This window comes from Actinomadura fulvescens, from assembly GCF_039533225.1.
In the GTDB taxonomy this organism is placed as follows: Bacteria; Actinomycetota; Actinomycetes; order Streptosporangiales; family Streptosporangiaceae; genus Spirillospora; species Spirillospora fulvescens.
On record NZ_BAAATD010000024.1, the window covers coordinates 35418 to 51648 of the forward strand.

Genomic DNA, 16231 nt, shown 5'->3' on the forward strand with positions numbered 1-16231 from the left:
GAGCCGGGAGGGTCATGCGGCGTGTCGGGATGGATTGCCGACGGTGCGCGCCGACCGGACGGCCGCGTTCGGCCTTCACCGGGTCAGCCGTGCAGGTGCGCACGGAGCGGCCGGGCGGGGTCGGCCACGTGTCGCTTCCGCGCGGGATGGACGGATCCGCCCTCGTAGCAGGCCCGTCCATCTCTGCCGCAAATCTATGGCACTGTCTCCTTTGAGCCGTATCTTGACGGCATCATGGAGTGATTGTCAATGACGTTGGGTGATAAAAGACTGGCCATGGCGACGTACCGCATCGACGACCTGGCGCGCGCGGCAGGCACCACCACCCGGCTGGTCAGGGCCTTGCAGGAACGCGGAGTGCTGCATCCGCCGCAACGCCGGGGGAGGATCGCGGTATACAACGACAGCCACCTGGCCCGTTTGCGGCTCATCGCTCAACTCCAGGAGCGCGGCCACACCATCGCCACCATCGCCGAGTTGTTGTCGGCCTGGGAGAAGGGCCATGACCTGGCCGACATCCTCGGCGTGGAGAAGGCCCTTACTGATCCCTGGTCTGATGAGTGTCCCGAGCGGATCGGGCTGGTTGAGTTGGCCGCGATGTTCCTTCCGGGCCGGCCTCTTGAGGAAGTGCCGCCCGACTATCTGCAGGACGCCTTGGCCCGCGCCGGACGGCTCGGCTTCATCCGTCCTGACGGCGACCGTTTCCTGGTGCCCAGCCCGAGTCTGCTCGAAGTCGGCGCCGAACTCGTCGCCGCCGGCATCTCGCTGGAGACCGTCTTCGACGTCGCCGAGCAGACCGACGCCGACTGCCAAGCCATCGCTGAACGCTTCGTCCAGTTGACCGTCGATTCCGGGAACCTCGAAGACCCTGCCCACTACCGCGAACGCCAAGATCTTCCCCAGGTCGCCGAGTTCATCCAGCGGCTGCGTCCGCTCAGTGAGAAAGCCGTCACCTCCCTGCTCGCCCGCGCCATGCAAGCCCAGATCCAGGCCCGCACAAGCGAACAGATCACTCAGATCGCGGGACGGTCGGCGGATTCCGCGTCCTGACCGTCCCTCGCTCCAGCCTTCTTCGGCTCGGGGACGCCGGAGCGCGCAGTACCAGGCACTGCCCGGGAGCCCCTGCGTCGGGCTGCCCGTTCACGAGCCAGCACGGCCCCGCGCCGTCCACCCGTTGATGCCCGACGATCGGAGGGGTGGGTAAGGGGTGGCCTCCGAGCGGCTGGGAGGCGTGCGGTATGCGCACGGGACGGGCTACTTCAGCTTGCCGGTGAGGGTTCCTTGGGGGCCGAACAATTCGGCCCGCCAGTGCTCCAGCAGTTGCGTGCTGTCGATGTCGTCGGGGTGGAAACGGCGTCTGTTGTAGGCGCGTAGGGCGCGGATGACCTCGCGGGTCAGGAACGGTGAGTGGCGCAGGCGGGCGAGGCTGTGGACCAGGCGGATCGGGTTGTAGGTGGCGCGGTCGGTGAGCATGGACAAGGCCGTGGCCGCGACGACGTGGGCGATGAGCAGGGTGCTGATCACTCGCATGGTCCAGATGCGCATGCGCTCGGTGCCGCCGACCGCGCGGTAGACATCGAAGGCGACGGCTTTGTGCTCGGACTCCTCCAGGGCGTGCCAGAGCAGGATGGAGCGAACCTCGGTGTCGCCGAGCAGGGCTTGCGCCCGGGGGTCGGTGAGCAGGTGTTCGGCGATGGTGGCGGTGTAGTGCTCCAGGCCAGCGGTGAAGCCCAGCCGCACGCGCGCCGGCAGGGCCCGGTCGAACAGGATCAGGACCTTGTCGATGAACCGGTGGATCAGCTGGGTGGGATAGCCCATCTGGCGCAGGGCCTGGTTGAGGTGGTCGTGCTCGCGGCCGTGTACGACCTCCTGGCCGATGAAGCCGCGGACCTGGGCGGTCAGTTCGAGGTCGGTGATCTGGTCGCGGTAGTGGCGTACCGCTCGGACGAAGAAGTCCTCTCCTGGCGGGAACGTCGCTGACAGGACCGCGAGCACGTGACTCATCACCAGGTCACCGTCGACGTAGTGCCGGCGCAGCGCGCCGTCGGGGTGCGAGAAGCGGACCCGACGGACGTGGACGGTGCGCCGCGGCACCGGACGGGGAGCGAGATTTCCTGTGGTGGTCATGGCATCCTCTCGGTTGTCTCAGCGTCCCTACGGACGGGGATCTGGGTGATAGGGCTTGCAGGCAGGTAGGTGTAGTCGTCCAGAGGAAAGCCGCGGCTGGCCCTGCGGGCCTGTGCCGAACTCGTCGGCCGCAGGTACGGGGTGTCGCCGTGATGGTCGAAGTAGTAGCTGCTGGCGGTGGCGCAGTTCCCGCTGGCCCACAGTGAACGGGACAGGCGCCGGCGCATCTGTCCGGTCCACCGCGCGGTCGGCTCGGACTTGACCTCCACCACGGCAGCGCCGCGGCGGCGGGCTTCGGCGAGGACCCGCACGATGTGCGCGGAGGTGGTCTCCACCAGCTGGTGCCAGGTACCGCCGACCCAGCCGTACGGGCCGAACATCATGAAGTGGTTGGGCAGCCCCGGCATGCTGACGCCCTCGTAAGAGGCCAGCCGGTACTGGGTGTAGGCGGTGGCGAGATCGAAGCCGTCGCGGCCCCGGACCGGCGTGCGCCGGAAGTTCTCCGGATCGCTCGCCAGCCGGAACCCGGTCGCCAGCACGATGGCGTCCACCTGCCGTTCACGCCCGTCCACGGTCCGGACACCGTGCTCGGTGATGGCCTCGATGGACTCGGTGATCAGCGAAACGTGCGGCTGGTTGAAGGTCGGCAGGTAGGAGTTGGACACCGAGGGCCGCTTGCAGCCCAGCCCGTAGCCGGGGATGAGCCGCCGCCGCACCTCGGGATCGCGGACCTGTAGCCGGTACCAGAGTGACCGCAACAGCGCCGCCCCGGTCCGCGCGAGCCAGGGGATCCGCCGGTGCTGGACGACGACGTCGATGAGCAGCAGTTCCACCGCACGGGTCGCCAGGCGGCGGACCGCCTCCTGCAGTCTCGGGGCCCGCCGGAACAACCACATGACGACCCGGGGAACCGCCATGTCAGGCTTGGGCGCCACCCAGATCGGCGTGCGCTGGTAAACATCCAGCCTGGACGCTGTGGCGGCGATCTCCGGAACCAGTTGCACGGCGCTGGCGCCCGTGCCGATCACCGCGACCCGCTTGCCGGTCAGATCGCAGTCGTCGTCCCACCGTGAGGAATGCAGAACCGCACCCATGAACCGGTCGGCCCCCGCGATGTCGACCGGTTTGGGATCCACGAAAGGCCCGATGGCGCTGACCACGAACCGGGCACGCACCTCACCCGGCCCCGCGATCTTCAGTCGCCACAGCTGCGCGTGCTGATCCCAGACCCGCTCGACGACCTCACTGTGCAGGCGCACACGCTGGCGCAGGCCGTACTCCTCGGCGAGGTGGTCCAGGTACTGCTTGACCTCTGCACCGGGCGCGAACACCCGGCTCCAGTGCGGATTGAGGGCGTAGCTGAACTGGTAGGCCTGCGCCGGGACGTCCACCCCGACACCTGGGTAGGTGTTGTCGCGCCACGTACCGCCCAGGTCGTCCGCTCGTTCCAGAATGAGGAAGTCCTCGAAACCGGCGCGCTGCAGTGCGATGGCCATCCCCAGACCGCTCAGTCCCGCCCCGATGATCGCCACTTCGGTGTCCGGCCTGACCTGCCCCGGATCGTGTACGTGCTCTGCTGCCTCGGTGGCCGGCTCCGGCGGTGGGCCCATGACCGCTCTCCAAGCTGTCGGGTGGCATCGCGGCCACAGCGACCGCAATGATCCGAAAGCTAAACAAGCGTTACAACTTGCGTCAAGATGTAAACCATGTACAAAACCCAACCTGGAATCGTTACGCTGGCGCTATGGGTTTGTTCGAAGGTCTGCTAGACCGGGCCAGGAACAGTGCGCCGGTGGACGACCACACCGCTGAACGCGTCCTGGACGCCGCGTTGCAGCAGGCCGAAGACTTCGGCGTGCGGCGCTTCACCGTCGATGACGTCGCCCGCCGCGTCGGTCTGTCCCGTGTGACGATCTACCGGCATTTCCCCAAGAAGGACGCGTTGCTCAGCGCCCTGCTCATGCGGGAGTTGCGACGCTTTCTCAGCAAGGCCGAAACCGTCGTCACCGCCCAGCCCACCTCAGCGGCCAAGCTCACCGAGGGCCTGCTGTTCTGCGTGACCTTCCTACGCCAGCACCGCCTGCTCAACCGGCTGCTGAAGACCGAACCCGAACTGATCCTGCCCTACCTGACCACCCAGGCCGCCGGTCCCGTCGCCGAAGCCCGCGAATGGATCGCCGGACTCGTCCGGGCCGAGATCGCTGCGGGCCGCATCGCCATCCCCGAGCCCGACATCGACAGCTTCGCCGAAATCCTCGTCCGGATCGTGCTGTCTCTGGTCCTCACACCCGAGACCGTGCTGCCCATCGAGGACAACGCAGAACGCCAGCGCGTCATCGAGCTCTACTTCGTCCCGCTCACCCAGCGATTCACCCCGGCCGCCGACCACCCGGCTGCACCGGCTGCGGCGGACGCCGACGCACCATGACCAACTAACGCACCATGACCACCCAATGCAGAAACAGCGACAGTCTGCGCCCGGAGACCGTTGTTCAGTGACGTGTGAGGGCCTGGAGGACCAGGTCGGTGAACTCCTTGGTGGTGGCGGTGCCGCCCAGGTCTGCGGTGCGGGCGTCGGCGGTGGCCAGCGTGGAGGCGAACGCGTCGAAGACCTCGGTGGCTGCTTCTGGATGTCCCAGATGGTCGAGCATCATCGAGGCACACCAGATGGCGCCCAGGGGGTTGGCGCTGCCTTGGCCGGCGATGTCGGGGGCGGAGCCATGGACCGGTTCGAACATCGAGGGATGGTCTCGCTCGGGGTTGAGGTTGGCGGCCGGGGCGATACCGATGCTGCCCGCCACGGCTGCGGCGAGATCACTGAGGATGTCGCCGAAGAGGTTGGAGGCGACTATGACGTCGAAGCGTGAGGGGTCCAGTACGACCTTGGCGACGAGGGCGTCGATGTGCTCCTGGCGCCAGGACACCTCGGGGAATCGGGCACCGGCCTCCCTCACCAGCTCGTCCCAGAACGGCATGGTGTGCACGATGCCGTTGGACTTGGTCGCGGAGACCAGCTCGCCCCGCCTGGTGCGGGCGATTGCGAACGCGTAGTCCAGGATCCGTTCGGTGCCCTGCCGGGTGAAGATCGCTTCCTGGACGGCCATTTCGGTGGGGAACCCGCGGTTCAGACGGCCGCCGATCTCGGAGTACTCGCCCTCGACGTTCTCTCGCACCACGACGAAGTCGACGTCCGGGGTCGCCCTGGCGACGGGACTCGGCACGCCGTCGAGGACTTTGATCGGACGCAGGTTCACGTACTGCTGGAACTGCCGACGGATCGGAATCAGCAGACCCCACAGCGACACGTGGTCGGGAACGGTCGGCCATCCGACGGCACCCAGGAGCACGGCATCGTGATGGCGGATGCGGTCGAGGCCGCCCTCGGGCATCATCGCGCCTTCGGTGACGTAGCGCTGGCAGGACCAGTCGAAGGTGTCGTAGGTGAAGTCGAGCCCGTGGCGGCGGCCGACGGCGTCCAGGACGGCACAGGCGGGAGGCAGCACTTCGGTGCCGATGCCGTCTCCGGGAATGAGCGCGATGCGGTGGCGTGTGGTCATGGGACCAGTGGAGCGTCGCGTCGGCCTTCATGTCCAAGACTCGTTAACAGCCCGATCGATAGCCGGAGACTATCGATCTCTGTCGCAGGCTGCGGGCGGCTCTTCGACGAGGGCCACGAACGCGGCCGCCGCGGGACTGAGGCGGTGCCGCTGCCAGACCAGCGCGACGTCGAGCCGTTCCTTGATGTCCAGGCGGCGGGCCCGCAACCCCACGGCGTTCGCAAGCCCGCTCCAGGCGTCGGCGACGACCGCGACGCCCACGCCGCTGAGCACAAGCGGGAGCAGGCCCTCCCGGTGCTCGATCTCGACGACGATGCGGCAGTCGGTCGCGGCGGTGATGGCGTCGGCGACCCGCCGCATGCCGGTGCCCGGCTGACCGGCCACCAGTCGCAGACCGGCGAGTTCGTCGATGGTCAGTGCGCCGTCGCCGGGTGGGAGGGTGGCGTCGTCGCGGGCGACCAAGACGAACGACTGGGACCGCATAGGCAGCCGGTCCAGGTCGGCCAAGGCCTCGTTGTGGCCGGCGGTCGCGACCACCCCGATCTCGGCGACGCCTCGCCGCAGTGTGTCGCGGACGTCGTCGGGCCGGTCAGCCGCCGCGACGGCGACGTTCACCTCGGGGTAGCGGCGAGAGAACTCGGCGATCAGGCCGGTCAGCGGGCGGACGACCTGCGAGGGCATCGAGGCGATCCGCAGTCGCCCTCCACGCAGTCCATCGACGGCGGCGACCGTCTCCTGGGCGACATCCAGGGACCGGACGACCTCGCGGGCGGGTTCGACCAGGGCGGCACCCGATGGGCTCAGGATCAGGCCGCGGGACTGCCTCACGAACAGCTTGGTGCCGAGTTCGGCCTCAAGGCGGCGAATCGACTGGGTGATCGAGGGCTGCGCCACGAACAGGTGCTCGGCCGCGCGGTGCACGCCGCCGTGGTCCACCACAGCCAGAAAATAGCGCAGCTGTCGAACGTCCATCTCCACACCACCTCTGAGCAGTCGGCGACGGATCGTCCATAGCCTTTTCGACTGCTCGATAGGCGAACGCTATCGATCGGCCTGCAAATGAGTCTTGGACATGGCCCGGGTGGCTGTCGTCACCATGTGGTCTGCGTCTCATCGGCCTGAGCTGGTGGGCGTGAGCAACTCACCAAAGGGAGCCACGGATGCCAGACCAAGCCTTCCTGTTCATCAACACCGGTGTCGCCATCGTGGGCATCGTCCTGGCCATCACCTGGCTGAAGTTCCCACCGGTCTTCGCGTTGCTCTTCGGCACCCTGTACCTCGGTCTCACGACGCGCCTGGGAGCCGGCGGCACAACGGAGGCCGTCACCGACGGCTTCGCCGACGTCATGGGCGACATCGGCATCCTGGTCACGTTCGGCGTCATCCTCGGCGCCCTGCTGACCGTCACCAACACGATGCAGCGTCTGGTCGAAGCGATGTTGCGGATCTTCGGGGACCGCAGCATCCCCTACGTGTTCGCGGCCACCCTCAGCTCCCTGTTCACCTCGATCTACTCCGACGTCCTGCTCGTTCTCTCCGCGCCACTGGCCCGGCAACTCGGGCCGAAGCTGGGACCCAAGGGCCGCGCCCTGATGGGCGGCGCCCTCACCGCCGGCATCGAGGTGGGCCTGGTCTTCGTGGCACCCGGCGTCGCCGCGGTCGCCATCGCCGGCATCCTGGACGTTCCGCTGGGGCAGATGTTCCTCCTCGGCCTCGCCGTCGGCCTACCCACCGCCCTGCTCACCATGCTGACCTTCGCGGCCATCCTGCGATTCACACCATGGGACCCCGAGCTGGACGAGCTCGAAGCCGACGAAGAGCCGGTTGCAGCAGCCGACGCCACCTCCGACGGTGAGCCGCCGCCCCTGAAGGCACCCAAAGGCACCGGCGGCGTCACCATCACGCCCACGGCGGTGGAGACCGGCCAGCCCGCAAAGGGCTCGGTACTGGCGAGCGCGCGTGAGCTTCCGTTGTTCCTCTCGGTCACGCCGGTCCTGCTCGCACTGTTCCTCATCGCGGGCGGCGCCCTGGCCAAGACCATGTCCGTGGACATCGCCGCCCTGAAATTCCTCTCCGATCCGATCGTCGCCATCTTCCTCGGCGCCGGCCTGGCCTACGCCCTGGCCAGCCAGATCCGCACCCGGCAGGAGGTCAGCGACGCCATCGGCTCCGCGCTGACCCAGTGCGGACCCATTCTCGTACTCAGCGGCATCAGCGGCTCTCTCGGCTTCGTCATCGAGGGATCCGGCATGGCCGACGTCCTGGGCGACGCCTTCTCCGCCGGGCTTCTTCCACCACTGCTGCTGGTCTGGCTCGTGGCAGCCGTTCTCCACATCGCGCTCGGCTCCATTTCCGTCGCCGGCATCACCGCAGCGGGCATCCTGGCTCCCATCGCCGGAAGCCTCGACGCCCCGACGGTGCTCGTCGCACTGGCCGCGGGATCGGGCGCTCTGTTCCTCCCACATGTGAGCAGCAACTTCTTCTGGATGTTCCAGTCGCTTCTCGGCCTGTCCACCCGCGGCACCGTCAAGACCCACACCATCCCGATGACCCTGGCCTCGGTCATCTCGCTGCCCATCATCCTGCTGGTCTCACAGTTCGCCTGAGTGTCCGTGCGACAACCGGTGTGTTAGGACTGCCGAACCCCGGGCCGCCGTGCGGTGCGCCTTGCGAGTCTTGGAGTTCCGGTGGGCACCGGTATGGGCCTCGCCGGTCGGTGAGGCAGCCGCAGCTCGCAGGAACTGGCGGGCGGCGAACTGGGTGGTGACCTCTGACGGCGACGGCTTCCGGTTCACCCGGCAGGGCACCAACCGGGCGATCACCGCTCCGGGCACCGGCGCGCGTCCCGCCTCGGCACTGGTCAAACCTGACCAGACGGCTCGGTCCCGCTGGCAGATGACGCAGGTCGACGCGGAACGCCGCCGCAACGCCACGCTTGAGACCGGCGTGTCCCGCATCAGCCAGGACGGCCGCGTTCTGGGACGCGTCCTGGCCGAGGACCGCTCCCTGCTGCCCAAGCAGGTCTACGCCGCGACCGACGACAGTGAATCAAACCGGTTCATCGAGGTCCTGGACTAAGAGCTCCTAACGCAATGTGGGTTGGAGGCGGCGCCAGCAGATCAGCGCGGCGGCCAGGGCGAGGAAGCCTTGGTGGATGTCGGCGCGGATCTCCCAGCGGATGCGTAGCCGGCAGAACCAGTGCAGTGGGGCCAGGGTCTGCTCGACCACCCAGCGGTGCCGTCCGAGCCCGGAGCCGTGCGGGGTCTGGCGGCGGCCGATCACCGGGGTGATGCCCTTGGCCCGCACCAGGCGCCGGTATTTGTCGTGGTCGTAGCCGCGGTCGGCCAGCAGCACATCTGGGCGCCGGCGAGGACGGCCGACCTTGCCACGCACTGGCGGGATCGCCTCGATCAATGGGATCAGCTGGGTGACGTCATTGCGGTGACCGCCGGTGAGGGTGTTGTTGACTCCTTCGGTGCCGCCGTTGTGGAAGGGCAGGGTGAGTGCGGCGTGGACGGCGTCGGTGTCCTGGTCCAGGCCTCGGGTGAAGCTGTGCAGGTGGGGCAGGTCGCAGGCACGCGCGGTCTCGAGCCACTCGTCCAGGAGCGCGGCGTTGTCTGGGTGTGGCTGGAGCAGGCCGGCGAAGGCTCGAATCAGATCGGCCAGCGTGATCATCTCGGGACATGCGGCGATGAGTTCGTTCAGCAGGTCACGTTGCTCGCGATGGAGATCGTCGGGCCGGGTGAGCAGCAGGCGGGTCAGCTTCTTCGATGAGACCGGCAGCCGGTCGGCCTCGACGCGGCCCTGGGTGATGTAGCGGTAGAGCAGGTTCAGGCTGCGCGCCGCACCGATCGCCGGGTCGGTCAGCGCCCGGTACCAGGCGGGCGCCGTCGCCTCCGGTCTGCCACCAGGTCCGCAATCCGATCACCAGGACCAGGTCCAGCAGCCCGGGCCAGGACCGCGTCCTGGCCCGGCTCGTCGCTGGCCGCCTCGGCGGAGAGCAGATCGAGGGCCGTCCGGGTACGCGGCCCGGCGGGCACGATCGCCAGCGGCGGGACAGGTCCAGCAGGCGAGAGGCCGCGTCGCCGTGCAGTTCGCATATGCCACGGAGCATGACGGTGGCCCCGGCAGCCCGTCGCCGTAGGTGCGGGGGCCTAGGGGATCGGCCGGGGGCCGGTGAGATGGTGCTTGCGTCCGTCGCGGATCACGAACTGGGGTGCGGTCGTCGGCGATCGTGTACCCGCCGGAGGCCGTGATCAGGGCGATATCGCCTGCGGCGAGACGCACGGGAGCCGGCTCCCCGAGTGTGAACCAGCCATGTCCGCCGAGCGTGGCCGCGACCGTGAGCGGTGGCATACGCCACTCCCCACGGTGGCCGCTTGATCGGCTGTCTGACCAAGGCATTGTGGGCGCGGGCTCGATGCAGCAGGTCCGTCAGCACGTCCACACCGTCACCGTAGACGACCACAAAGGCATTTCGGATGTTCGCTCATGGATCGTCCAATCATCGATGCAGTTGGCTGGGCGGCATGACGAAATCCATCGTGGTGTTCGGAGCCGGTCCAGTACTGGGCGGACCATCGCCCGCCGATACGGCAGGGAGGGATACGAGGTGGTCCTGGGCTCCCGCAGCCAAGGCCCCCTCGACCTGCTCACCCGGGACTTGTCCGCCGCGGGCGTCACCGCACACGTGATCACCGCCGATCTCGACCGGGCCGACGGCGTACCGTCGCTCGCCGAGCGGATTCGCGCGCACGTCGGGGTCCCCACCGTCCTCTACTACAGTCCGGCGCCCACCGACCTGGTCTTTGTGCCCGCCGCCGATCTCACCGCGGAGCTGCTCCAGGACCGCATGCCGATCACGCTGTGCACGCTGTTGGCTCTGGTGCGGCAGTTCCTGCCCGCCATGCTGGAACGCGATGACGGCGCCATCCTCAGCGCTCAGGGAGCCGCCGCCGTCCAGGGGCGGCCGCACATGAGCGGCTGGCCCACGGTCCTGGCCGCACAGCGCGACCATCTTCAGTCGCTCGCGGCCGAGGTCGCTGACAAGGGCGTCTACGTCGGCATGCTCTATATCGGCGCTCGCATCTTGGGCACTCCCTTCGAGGCGGATTACCAACGACGCCGGGCCCAGGGCCAACCCGTGCCCGACCTGGCCGCCGCCAACCCGCCGAGTTGGCCGACATCCTCTGGGACATGCACGCCGCACGGCAGCCACATGAACCCCTCGTCCCTACAGGGCTCTTGGACAGGGTCCGGTCCACTTCGTCAGCGAGAGAATGACCCGCGCCGCCGAGGTCAAGCCACGTTTCAGACAGGGGCTTAGGGCACGGGACAGATCGTCAGCGCTCCGGACAGGTACGTCCGCGCTATGACGGCCAGGTGATGAGCGGAAGTAGGTCTCCGGCAGGCGGGTCCGCTGTTATCGGGAAGTCGGCGTGGGCGTGATTGCCGCGAGCCGGTGGCGGTCAGATGCGGTCGTTCGGCGGCGATCGCCAGATGACGCAGCCAGGTTGCCGCGGCGTTGAGATGCACGGCCAGATCGTCCAGGCTGATCCGCTCTTCGTCGAAACCGGAGCCGGCATACTCGCCGCCGACCGGGAGCGCGAGGAGGAACGCGGGCAAGGGAGGCGTCCGCCGTCTGATGGCCGTCAGATGGTCAGTCGCGCGTGTGCCCGAGGTGTGCCCGAGCGTCCCGGTACCCCGCGGGATTGGGCGGGATGAGCCGGGACGCTGGCTCGCGGATACCGGTACGAACCGGGATGAGATGGGAGAGCAGGTGACCTGCTGGCACGGGTCTGTCGCGGCTTGTAAACAGAAGGTTAGCCTGCCGTTTAAGCTGCCTGCCCGAAGCGGGGCCCACGAATAGCCGTGGGGCCGGTTGAGGCATTGGCTTCGCTGCTGACGGTCTCCGCCGGTTCCGGCTGCTGTTGCTTGTGCGTGGTCACGACTGCGCGCCGTGAACTGGGCGGCCGAGCGGTCGCGCCGCGTACCGCGAGACCTGACCGGAGTGCCAAGCCGACCTGATCGGCGCTAATGGCCCGCTCCCAGCAGTCGTCATCAGCCCCAACGCTCACCACAACATCGGGCGGTTGCGAAGCCACTAACGATTCGCTAACGGATGATCTCGAAGGGGTTCTCGTCGGAGGTGGAGGCCGGTGCCGTGTTCGGGGCGTTCGTTGGCGATGGCGTGCACGCCGTGTTCGTGTATGCCCAGGTAGTTCTTGCCCTGGATCTCGGCCTCGTACTGGTCCTCCGGTTGAGTGAGGACGCGGTCGCTGACCTTGATGATGCGGCATGCCTGCCGACGCCGCAGACGTCGCCCTAGGCGGCTGGCTGGAAGCGGATGTGTTGTCTGGCGGTGAGGTGTTCAGGGTGTGCTGCAGTGCATGATGCGGTGCGCGTCTACACGCCTGCTGAGGCTGCTCGCTTGCTGAAGGTATCGGAGTCGTGGCTGAGGAAGAAGGCTGCGGCTCGGGTGATCCCGTGCACGTTCTTTGGCAAGCATCTGCGTTTCAGTGAGGACGATCTGGCGGCCATTGTCCGAGCTGGTGCCCGTGGGCCTGTTGTAGCGGCCCCGGTCACTTCTCGACGCTCCTCCACGTGATCTTGCTGGCGTCGGCTCCGGGCTTTGAGAACAAGACGGCTGCTGAGCGGTATGGGGAGGAGCAGGAAGCGCTCATCCGAAAAGGCACCTGGATCGACCCGCAGGTGTCGGAAGTGCCGTTCGGAGAGTTCGCCGAGCAATGGATGAGCGTCAGCCGGCTGGCGATCAACACCCGGGCGAAGTACCGGTCTCAGCTGGATAATCACGTTCTTCCACAGTGGGAGGACTGGCCTTTGGTCGCGCTGCTGGATGCCTACATGGAGATTCAGGGTTGGGTGAATGAGTTGCACGAGGAGCTCAAGGAGTCGACTGTGGCTTCGGTCTTCGCTTTGTTCTCGACCATCCTCAATGCCGCGGTTCGGGCGCGCAAGGTTCCCTTCAGCCCGTGTCAGGGGATCAAGGTGACCTCGGGTGAGCAGGTGGTTGAGCGGTTGGTGGCCACGCCGCTGCAGTTCTTGCGGGTGGCGTTGCGGATGGAGGGTCTGATGGGGTACTCGGGCTTTGTGCTGACGTTGTTGGACGGCTACACCGGCGCTCGTTGGTCCGAGTTGATCTCACAGAAGCCCAACCAGTACGACAAAGATCTCAAACGGTTTCCTGTCAGAAGGCCGATCCGCGAGGCCAGGGGCAAGATCGAGGAAGCCCCGCGGCCCAAGACGCCGACCGGGCGGCGGTGGATTCAGTTGCCGCCGTTCCTGGCCCAGGTGTACGAGCCGCTGGTGATCGACTGCCCGTATGAGCGGGTCTTCACCGGGGAACGTGGAGGCGTACTACGCAACTTCGCCCGCCGCTTCTGGCGACCTGCCTGGGATGGCGACCCCGCGGCTCGCCCGGGGCATAAGCAGCCAGGCATGGCCGACGCGGTAGCGGTCGGGAGACGATGATCTCCCGGATATCTCCCAAAGACGATCAAAGCCCCGGTCCCTGGTGTGGGATGGGGCTGTGACCTGTGGGTTTGTGGTGGGCGATACTGGGATTGAACCAGTGGCCTCTACCGTGTCAAGGTAGCGCTCTCCCACTGAGCTAATCGCCCGGGTCCGTGCTTCCGAGGAAGTACGGGCTGAGGTGGAGACGGGATTTGAACCCGTGTACACGGCTTTGCAGGCCGTTGCCTCGCCTCTCGGCCACTCCACCAGAGGGAGGCCTTCCGCAAGGCCCCTCAGAGCGGAAGACGGGATTCGAACCCGCGACCCTCACCTTGGCAAGGTGATGCTCTACCAACTGAGCCACTTCCGCTTGTGCTGCTCGGGATCCGGATCCCTTGCGGCGACGAGGAAAACCTTAGCGTGAAGTCGCGGCTTCCCCAAACCGGTTTGCGGGGGTCGCTTCGATGGGCGTCGAAGCTTGGGCCGCATATGCTCCGGGACATGGGTGACCTGGCGTATGACTCCGACATCTCGGTGGTGGCGACGCTGCTGGCCGACCGGGCACGGGCCGCGATGCTCACGGCGTTGCTGGACGGACGGCCGCTGGCGGCGGGGGAGTTGGCCCGGGTCGCGGGGATCAGCGCGCAGACGGCGAGCTCGCATCTGGCGCGGCTGCTGGACGGCGGGCTGGTCACGGTGATCAAGCAGGGGCGGCACCGCTACTACAGCCTGACCGGTCCGGAGATCGCCCACGTCATCGAGGCGCTGAGCCGGGTCAGCCCGCCGGTGACGGTGCGGAACCTGAGGCAGTCGCGGGACGCCCGGCGGCTGCACACGGCCCGTACCTGCTACGACCATCTGGCGGGGGAGGCGGGAGTGGCCCTGTTCGCGGCCCTGGTGGACACGGGGCTGATCGAGCCGGATGGGAGCGAGGTCACGGAGAAGGGCGAGGACCGGCTCGGCGAGCTCGGGATCGACCTGGCCGCGCTCCGGAAGGGGCGGCGGCGGTTCGCGGCGCCGTGCCTGGACTGGACCGAACGCAGGCCGCACCTGAGCGGGGCGCTGGGCGCCGCGCTCACCGAGAGGCTGATCGAGCTGGGGTGGTTCGAGCGGGGGAGTACGCGGCGGGCACTGACGGCCACCGAGGCCGGGATGCGCGGTCTGGCGGACTCGTTCGGCTGCATCCTGCCCCGGGGTGCGTGACGGCGGATCGCTCGCGTCACACTGGTCGGCATGAAGGATTCGTTCGCTCACGTCGGGGGGCTGCTGGCCACCGGGCCGGCCGACGTGACGACGGACCCGGCGGCGCTCGACTCGCGGGGCTGGTGGGCCGTCGTGGCCACGTACGAGGGCAAGATCACTTGTGCGCGGTTCGATCGGGTCCGGCGGGCGCCGCATCCGGCGGGCGTGTGGGGCCCGCCGGGGGAGTGGCGCAGCTCACTGAGCCGGTCCGAGTACGTACGGGGCGTGGAACGGATACGGGCGGCCATCGCCGACGGGGTCGTCTACCAGGCCAACCTGTGCCGGATCCTGTCGGCGACGATGCCCGAGGGCGCCGACATCGCGGGCCTCGGGCTGCGCCTGGCCGAGCGGCATCCGGCGGAGTACGCGATGACCCTGCGGCTGCCCGGGCTGGAGATCGCCAGCGCCTCGCCGGAGCTGTATCTCGCGCGCTCCGGTGACGTGGTCGAGTCGGGGCCGATCAAGGGAACGGCGCGCACGGCGGCGGAACTGCTGCCCAAGGACCGCGCCGAGAACGTGATGATCGTGGACCTCGTGCGCAACGACCTCGGCCGCGTCGCGGAGATCGGATCGGTGACGGTGCCGGGGTTGTGCGTGCCCGAGGAGATCCCCGGCCTGGTGCATCTCGTCTCGACCGTCCGGGCCCGCCTGGCGCAGCCGAACGGCTGGCCGGAGCTGCTGGCGGCGACGTTTCCGCCGGGTTCTGTCACGGGGGCGCCCAAGTCCAGCGCGCTGACCTTGCTGGATGAGCTCGAACCGGTTCCGCGGGGCCCGTACTGTGGAGCCATCGGCTGGGTGGACGCGGACTCCCGGCGCGCCGCGCTCGCCGTCGGCATCCGGACGTTCTGGGCTGAGGACGGCCTGCTGCGCTTCGGCGCCGGCGCCGGCATCACCTGGGGGTCCGACCCGCTCCGCGAATGGCAGGAGACCGAGCTCAAGGCGGCTCGGCTATTGGAGGTGGCTTCCGGTGACGACCGGGCAGGGCAAGATCTGGCTCAACGGTGAACTGCTCGCCCCCGAGCAGGCGAAGGTGTCGGTGTTCGACCACGGCATGCTCGTCGGCGACGGGATCTTCGAGACCGTCAAGGCGACGAACGGTGAGCCGTTCGCCCTCACCCGGCACCTGAAGCGCCTGGCCCGCTCCGCCGCGGGCCTGGGGCTCCCCGAGCCGGACCAGGACGCCCTTGCCCAGGGCACCCTGGAGGTCCTCGCCGCGGCGCCCAAGTGGCCGCTGGCCCGGATCCGCATCACCTACACCAGCGGCCCGGGCCCGCTCGGCTCCGACCGGGGCACCGAGGGCACCACGATCTCGATCATCGCCGCCGAGCAGAAGCCGTTCCCGGCGACCACGGCCGTCACCGTGGTGCCGTGGCCGCGCAACGAACGGGGCGCGCTGAACGGCCTCAAGACGACGTCGTACGCCGACAACGCGCTCGCGCTCGCCTACGCCAAGGAGCGTGGCGGCGGCGAGGCGATCTTCGGCAACCTCGCGGGCAACCTGTCCGAGGGCACCGGCAGCAACATCTTCGTGGTCAGGGGCGGCCGTCTCATCACGCCGCCGCTGACGGCGGGCTGCCTGGCCGGGGTGACCCGCGCGCTGGTCCTGGAGTGGTTCGGCGGCGACGAGGAGGACCTCCCGCTGGAGGAGCTCTACCAGGCCGAAGAGGCGTTCCTGGTGTCCACGACCCGCGACGTCCAGCCGATCCACGCCGTCGACGGCACCGCGCTGCCCGCCGCGCCCGGCCCCGTCACGAGCAAGGCCATGGAGGTCTTCGCCGCCCGCAGCGGCGAGCTCATGGATCCGTGATCTAGAGCAAGCCGTGACCCGGCCG

The 16231-nt window shown here is 68.3% G+C and carries 17 protein-coding genes, 3 tRNA genes and 2 pseudogenes; 11 read left to right on the forward strand and 11 right to left on the reverse strand.

Going from position 1 to position 16231, the window contains the following annotated elements:
- Nucleotides 1-276: 276 nt before the first annotated feature.
- On the forward strand, nt 277-1050 hold the full coding sequence (locus tag ABD333_RS45485) for a MerR family transcriptional regulator (RefSeq protein WP_344549150.1): 774 nt from the start codon (nt 277-279) through the stop codon (nt 1048-1050).
- 204 nt (nt 1051-1254) lie between these two features.
- Here the strand turns inward: ABD333_RS45485 and ABD333_RS45490 are convergent, their stop codons facing one another.
- Together ABD333_RS45490 and ABD333_RS45495 are read right to left on the reverse strand one after the other, a co-directional pair.
- On the reverse strand, nt 1255-2127 hold the full coding sequence (locus ABD333_RS45490; protein ID WP_344549151.1) for a metal-dependent hydrolase: 873 nt from the start codon (nt 2125-2127) through the stop codon (nt 1255-1257).
- Entirely contained in the window at nt 2124-3737 is a 1614-nt protein-coding gene (locus ABD333_RS45495; protein WP_344549152.1) for a flavin-containing monooxygenase, read from the reverse strand. The genes ABD333_RS45490 and ABD333_RS45495 overlap by 4 nt, the downstream gene beginning before the upstream one ends.
- Nucleotides 3738-3871: 134 nt before the next feature.
- Here ABD333_RS45495 and ABD333_RS45500 point away from each other — a divergent pair, with 134 nt between their 5' ends.
- A complete protein-coding gene (locus tag ABD333_RS45500) occupies nt 3872-4555 on the forward strand; it encodes a TetR/AcrR family transcriptional regulator (protein ID WP_344549153.1) in 684 nt (227 codons plus the stop codon).
- A 64-nt stretch (nt 4556-4619) separates the two neighbouring features.
- On the opposite strand, the gene ABD333_RS45505 is transcribed toward ABD333_RS45500, so the two are convergent.
- Nucleotides 4620-5684: a tartrate dehydrogenase gene (locus tag ABD333_RS45505; protein WP_344549154.1), complete on the reverse strand. Its 1065-nt coding sequence runs from the start codon at nt 5682-5684 to the stop codon at nt 4620-4622.
- Nucleotides 5685-5753: 69 nt separating this feature from the next.
- Nucleotides 5754-6656: a LysR family transcriptional regulator gene (locus ABD333_RS45510; protein WP_344549155.1), complete on the reverse strand. Its 903-nt coding sequence runs from the start codon at nt 6654-6656 to the stop codon at nt 5754-5756.
- Nucleotides 6657-6844: 188 nt separating this feature from the next.
- On the opposite strand from ABD333_RS45510, the gene ABD333_RS45515 reads away from it, so the two are divergent.
- Both ABD333_RS45515 and ABD333_RS45520 read left to right on the forward strand, forming a co-directional pair.
- Nucleotides 6845-8290, forward strand: coding sequence for a GntP family permease (locus ABD333_RS45515; protein WP_344549156.1), 1446 nt, complete (start codon nt 6845-6847; stop codon nt 8288-8290).
- A gap of 154 nt (nt 8291-8444) precedes the next feature.
- Nucleotides 8445-8762 (forward strand): hypothetical protein, encoded by a 318-nt coding sequence (locus tag ABD333_RS45520; protein ID WP_344549157.1) that lies wholly within the window; start codon nt 8445-8447, stop codon nt 8760-8762.
- 6 nt (nt 8763-8768) lie between these two features.
- Here the strand turns inward: ABD333_RS45520 and ABD333_RS47780 are convergent.
- The 3 genes and pseudogenes from ABD333_RS47780 to ABD333_RS47790 form a co-directional block, all read right to left on the reverse strand.
- Nucleotides 8769-9143, reverse strand: a pseudogene (locus ABD333_RS47780) (transposase); the annotation flags it as partial.
- Nucleotides 9144-9149: 6 nt separating this feature from the next.
- Nucleotides 9150-9551 (reverse strand): annotated as a pseudogene (locus ABD333_RS47785) (transposase); the annotation flags it as partial.
- A 57-nt stretch (nt 9552-9608) separates the two neighbouring features.
- Nucleotides 9609-10088 (reverse strand): cupin domain-containing protein, encoded by a 480-nt coding sequence (locus tag ABD333_RS47790; RefSeq protein WP_425546970.1) that lies wholly within the window; start codon nt 10086-10088, stop codon nt 9609-9611.
- A 16-nt stretch (nt 10089-10104) separates the two neighbouring features.
- On the opposite strand from ABD333_RS47790, the gene ABD333_RS45530 reads away from it, so the two are divergent.
- Nucleotides 10105-11010 (forward strand): SDR family NAD(P)-dependent oxidoreductase, encoded by a 906-nt coding sequence (locus ABD333_RS45530; RefSeq protein WP_344549158.1) that lies wholly within the window; start codon nt 10105-10107, stop codon nt 11008-11010.
- Here the strand turns inward: ABD333_RS45530 and ABD333_RS45535 are convergent.
- Nucleotides 11007-11309 (reverse strand): hypothetical protein, encoded by a 303-nt coding sequence (locus ABD333_RS45535; protein ID WP_344549159.1) that lies wholly within the window; start codon nt 11307-11309, stop codon nt 11007-11009. The two genes, ABD333_RS45530 and ABD333_RS45535, sit on opposite strands and share 4 nt — an antisense overlap.
- 496 nt (nt 11310-11805) lie before the next feature.
- On the opposite strand from ABD333_RS45535, the gene ABD333_RS45540 reads away from it, so the two are divergent.
- Genes ABD333_RS45540 through ABD333_RS45550 form a run of 3 tightly spaced genes read left to right on the forward strand, consistent with a single transcriptional unit; the run spans nt 11806 to nt 13175 of the window.
- The gene (locus ABD333_RS45540) at nt 11806-12012 is read left to right on the forward strand and encodes a hypothetical protein (protein WP_344549160.1); all 207 of its coding nucleotides are present in this window, start codon (nt 11806-11808) and stop codon (nt 12010-12012) included.
- 18 nt (nt 12013-12030) lie between these two features.
- Nucleotides 12031-12291 carry a helix-turn-helix domain-containing protein gene (locus tag ABD333_RS45545; RefSeq protein ID WP_344549161.1) on the forward strand — a complete coding sequence of 87 codons (261 nt, stop codon included), beginning with the start codon at nt 12031-12033 and terminating at the stop codon, nt 12289-12291.
- On the forward strand, nt 12288-13175 hold the full coding sequence (locus ABD333_RS45550) for a hypothetical protein (RefSeq protein WP_344549162.1): 888 nt from the start codon (nt 12288-12290) through the stop codon (nt 13173-13175). Before ABD333_RS45545 ends, ABD333_RS45550 begins: the two co-directional genes overlap by 4 nt.
- A 74-nt stretch (nt 13176-13249) precedes the next feature.
- Here ABD333_RS45550 and ABD333_RS45555 read toward each other — a convergent pair.
- The 3 genes from ABD333_RS45555 to ABD333_RS45565 form a co-directional block, all read right to left on the reverse strand.
- Nucleotides 13250-13324 (reverse strand) — tRNA-Val (locus ABD333_RS45555).
- Nucleotides 13325-13354: 30 nt separating this feature from the next.
- Nucleotides 13355-13425: transfer RNA gene (locus tag ABD333_RS45560), tRNA-Cys, on the reverse strand.
- Nucleotides 13426-13454: 29 nt separating this feature from the next.
- Nucleotides 13455-13527, reverse strand: a tRNA-Gly gene (locus ABD333_RS45565).
- Nucleotides 13528-13658: 131 nt separating this feature from the next.
- Here ABD333_RS45565 and ABD333_RS45570 point away from each other — a divergent pair.
- The 3 genes from ABD333_RS45570 to ABD333_RS45580 are packed head-to-tail and all read left to right on the forward strand — an operon-like array spanning nt 13659 to nt 16206.
- Complete coding sequence (locus tag ABD333_RS45570; protein ID WP_344549163.1) at nt 13659-14360, forward strand: ArsR/SmtB family transcription factor; 702 nt, start codon at nt 13659-13661, stop codon at nt 14358-14360.
- Nucleotides 14361-14390: 30 nt separating this feature from the next.
- A complete protein-coding gene (locus tag ABD333_RS45575; protein WP_344549164.1) occupies nt 14391-15404 on the forward strand; it encodes a chorismate-binding protein in 1014 nt (337 codons plus the stop codon).
- On the forward strand, nt 15367-16206 hold the full coding sequence (locus tag ABD333_RS45580; RefSeq protein WP_344549165.1) for an aminotransferase class IV: 840 nt from the start codon (nt 15367-15369) through the stop codon (nt 16204-16206). The genes ABD333_RS45575 and ABD333_RS45580 overlap by 38 nt, the downstream gene beginning before the upstream one ends.
- The last annotated feature ends 25 nt before the right edge of the window (nt 16207-16231 follow it).

Bases quoted from the DNA above. Each gene is read 5' to 3' on its own strand.
- ABD333_RS45510 (WP_344549155.1), bottom strand. From the start codon at position 6,656: ATGGACGTTCGACAGCTGCGCTATTTTCTGGCTGTGGTGGACCACGGC.
- ABD333_RS45495 (WP_344549152.1), bottom strand. From the start codon at position 3,737: ATGGGCCCACCGCCGGAGCCGGCCACCGAGGCAGCAGAGCACGTACAC.
- ABD333_RS47790 (WP_425546970.1), bottom strand. From the start codon at position 10,088: ATGCCTTGGTCAGACAGCCGATCAAGCGGCCACCGTGGGGAGTGGCGT.
- ABD333_RS45530 (WP_344549158.1), top strand. From the start codon at position 10,105: ATGCAGCAGGTCCGTCAGCACGTCCACACCGTCACCGTAGACGACCAC.
- ABD333_RS45540 (WP_344549160.1), top strand. From the start codon at position 11,806: ATGATCTCGAAGGGGTTCTCGTCGGAGGTGGAGGCCGGTGCCGTGTTC.
- ABD333_RS45570 (WP_344549163.1), top strand. From the start codon at position 13,659: ATGGGTGACCTGGCGTATGACTCCGACATCTCGGTGGTGGCGACGCTG.
- ABD333_RS45490 (WP_344549151.1), bottom strand. From the start codon at position 2,127: ATGACCACCACAGGAAATCTCGCTCCCCGTCCGGTGCCGCGGCGCACC.
- ABD333_RS45505 (WP_344549154.1), bottom strand. From the start codon at position 5,684: ATGACCACACGCCACCGCATCGCGCTCATTCCCGGAGACGGCATCGGC.
- ABD333_RS45515 (WP_344549156.1), top strand. From the start codon at position 6,845: ATGCCAGACCAAGCCTTCCTGTTCATCAACACCGGTGTCGCCATCGTG.
- ABD333_RS45485 (WP_344549150.1), top strand. From the start codon at position 277: ATGGCGACGTACCGCATCGACGACCTGGCGCGCGCGGCAGGCACCACC.
- ABD333_RS45500 (WP_344549153.1), top strand. From the start codon at position 3,872: ATGGGTTTGTTCGAAGGTCTGCTAGACCGGGCCAGGAACAGTGCGCCG.
- ABD333_RS45575 (WP_344549164.1), top strand. From the start codon at position 14,391: ATGAAGGATTCGTTCGCTCACGTCGGGGGGCTGCTGGCCACCGGGCCG.
- ABD333_RS45545 (WP_344549161.1), top strand. From the start codon at position 12,031: ATGTGTTGTCTGGCGGTGAGGTGTTCAGGGTGTGCTGCAGTGCATGAT.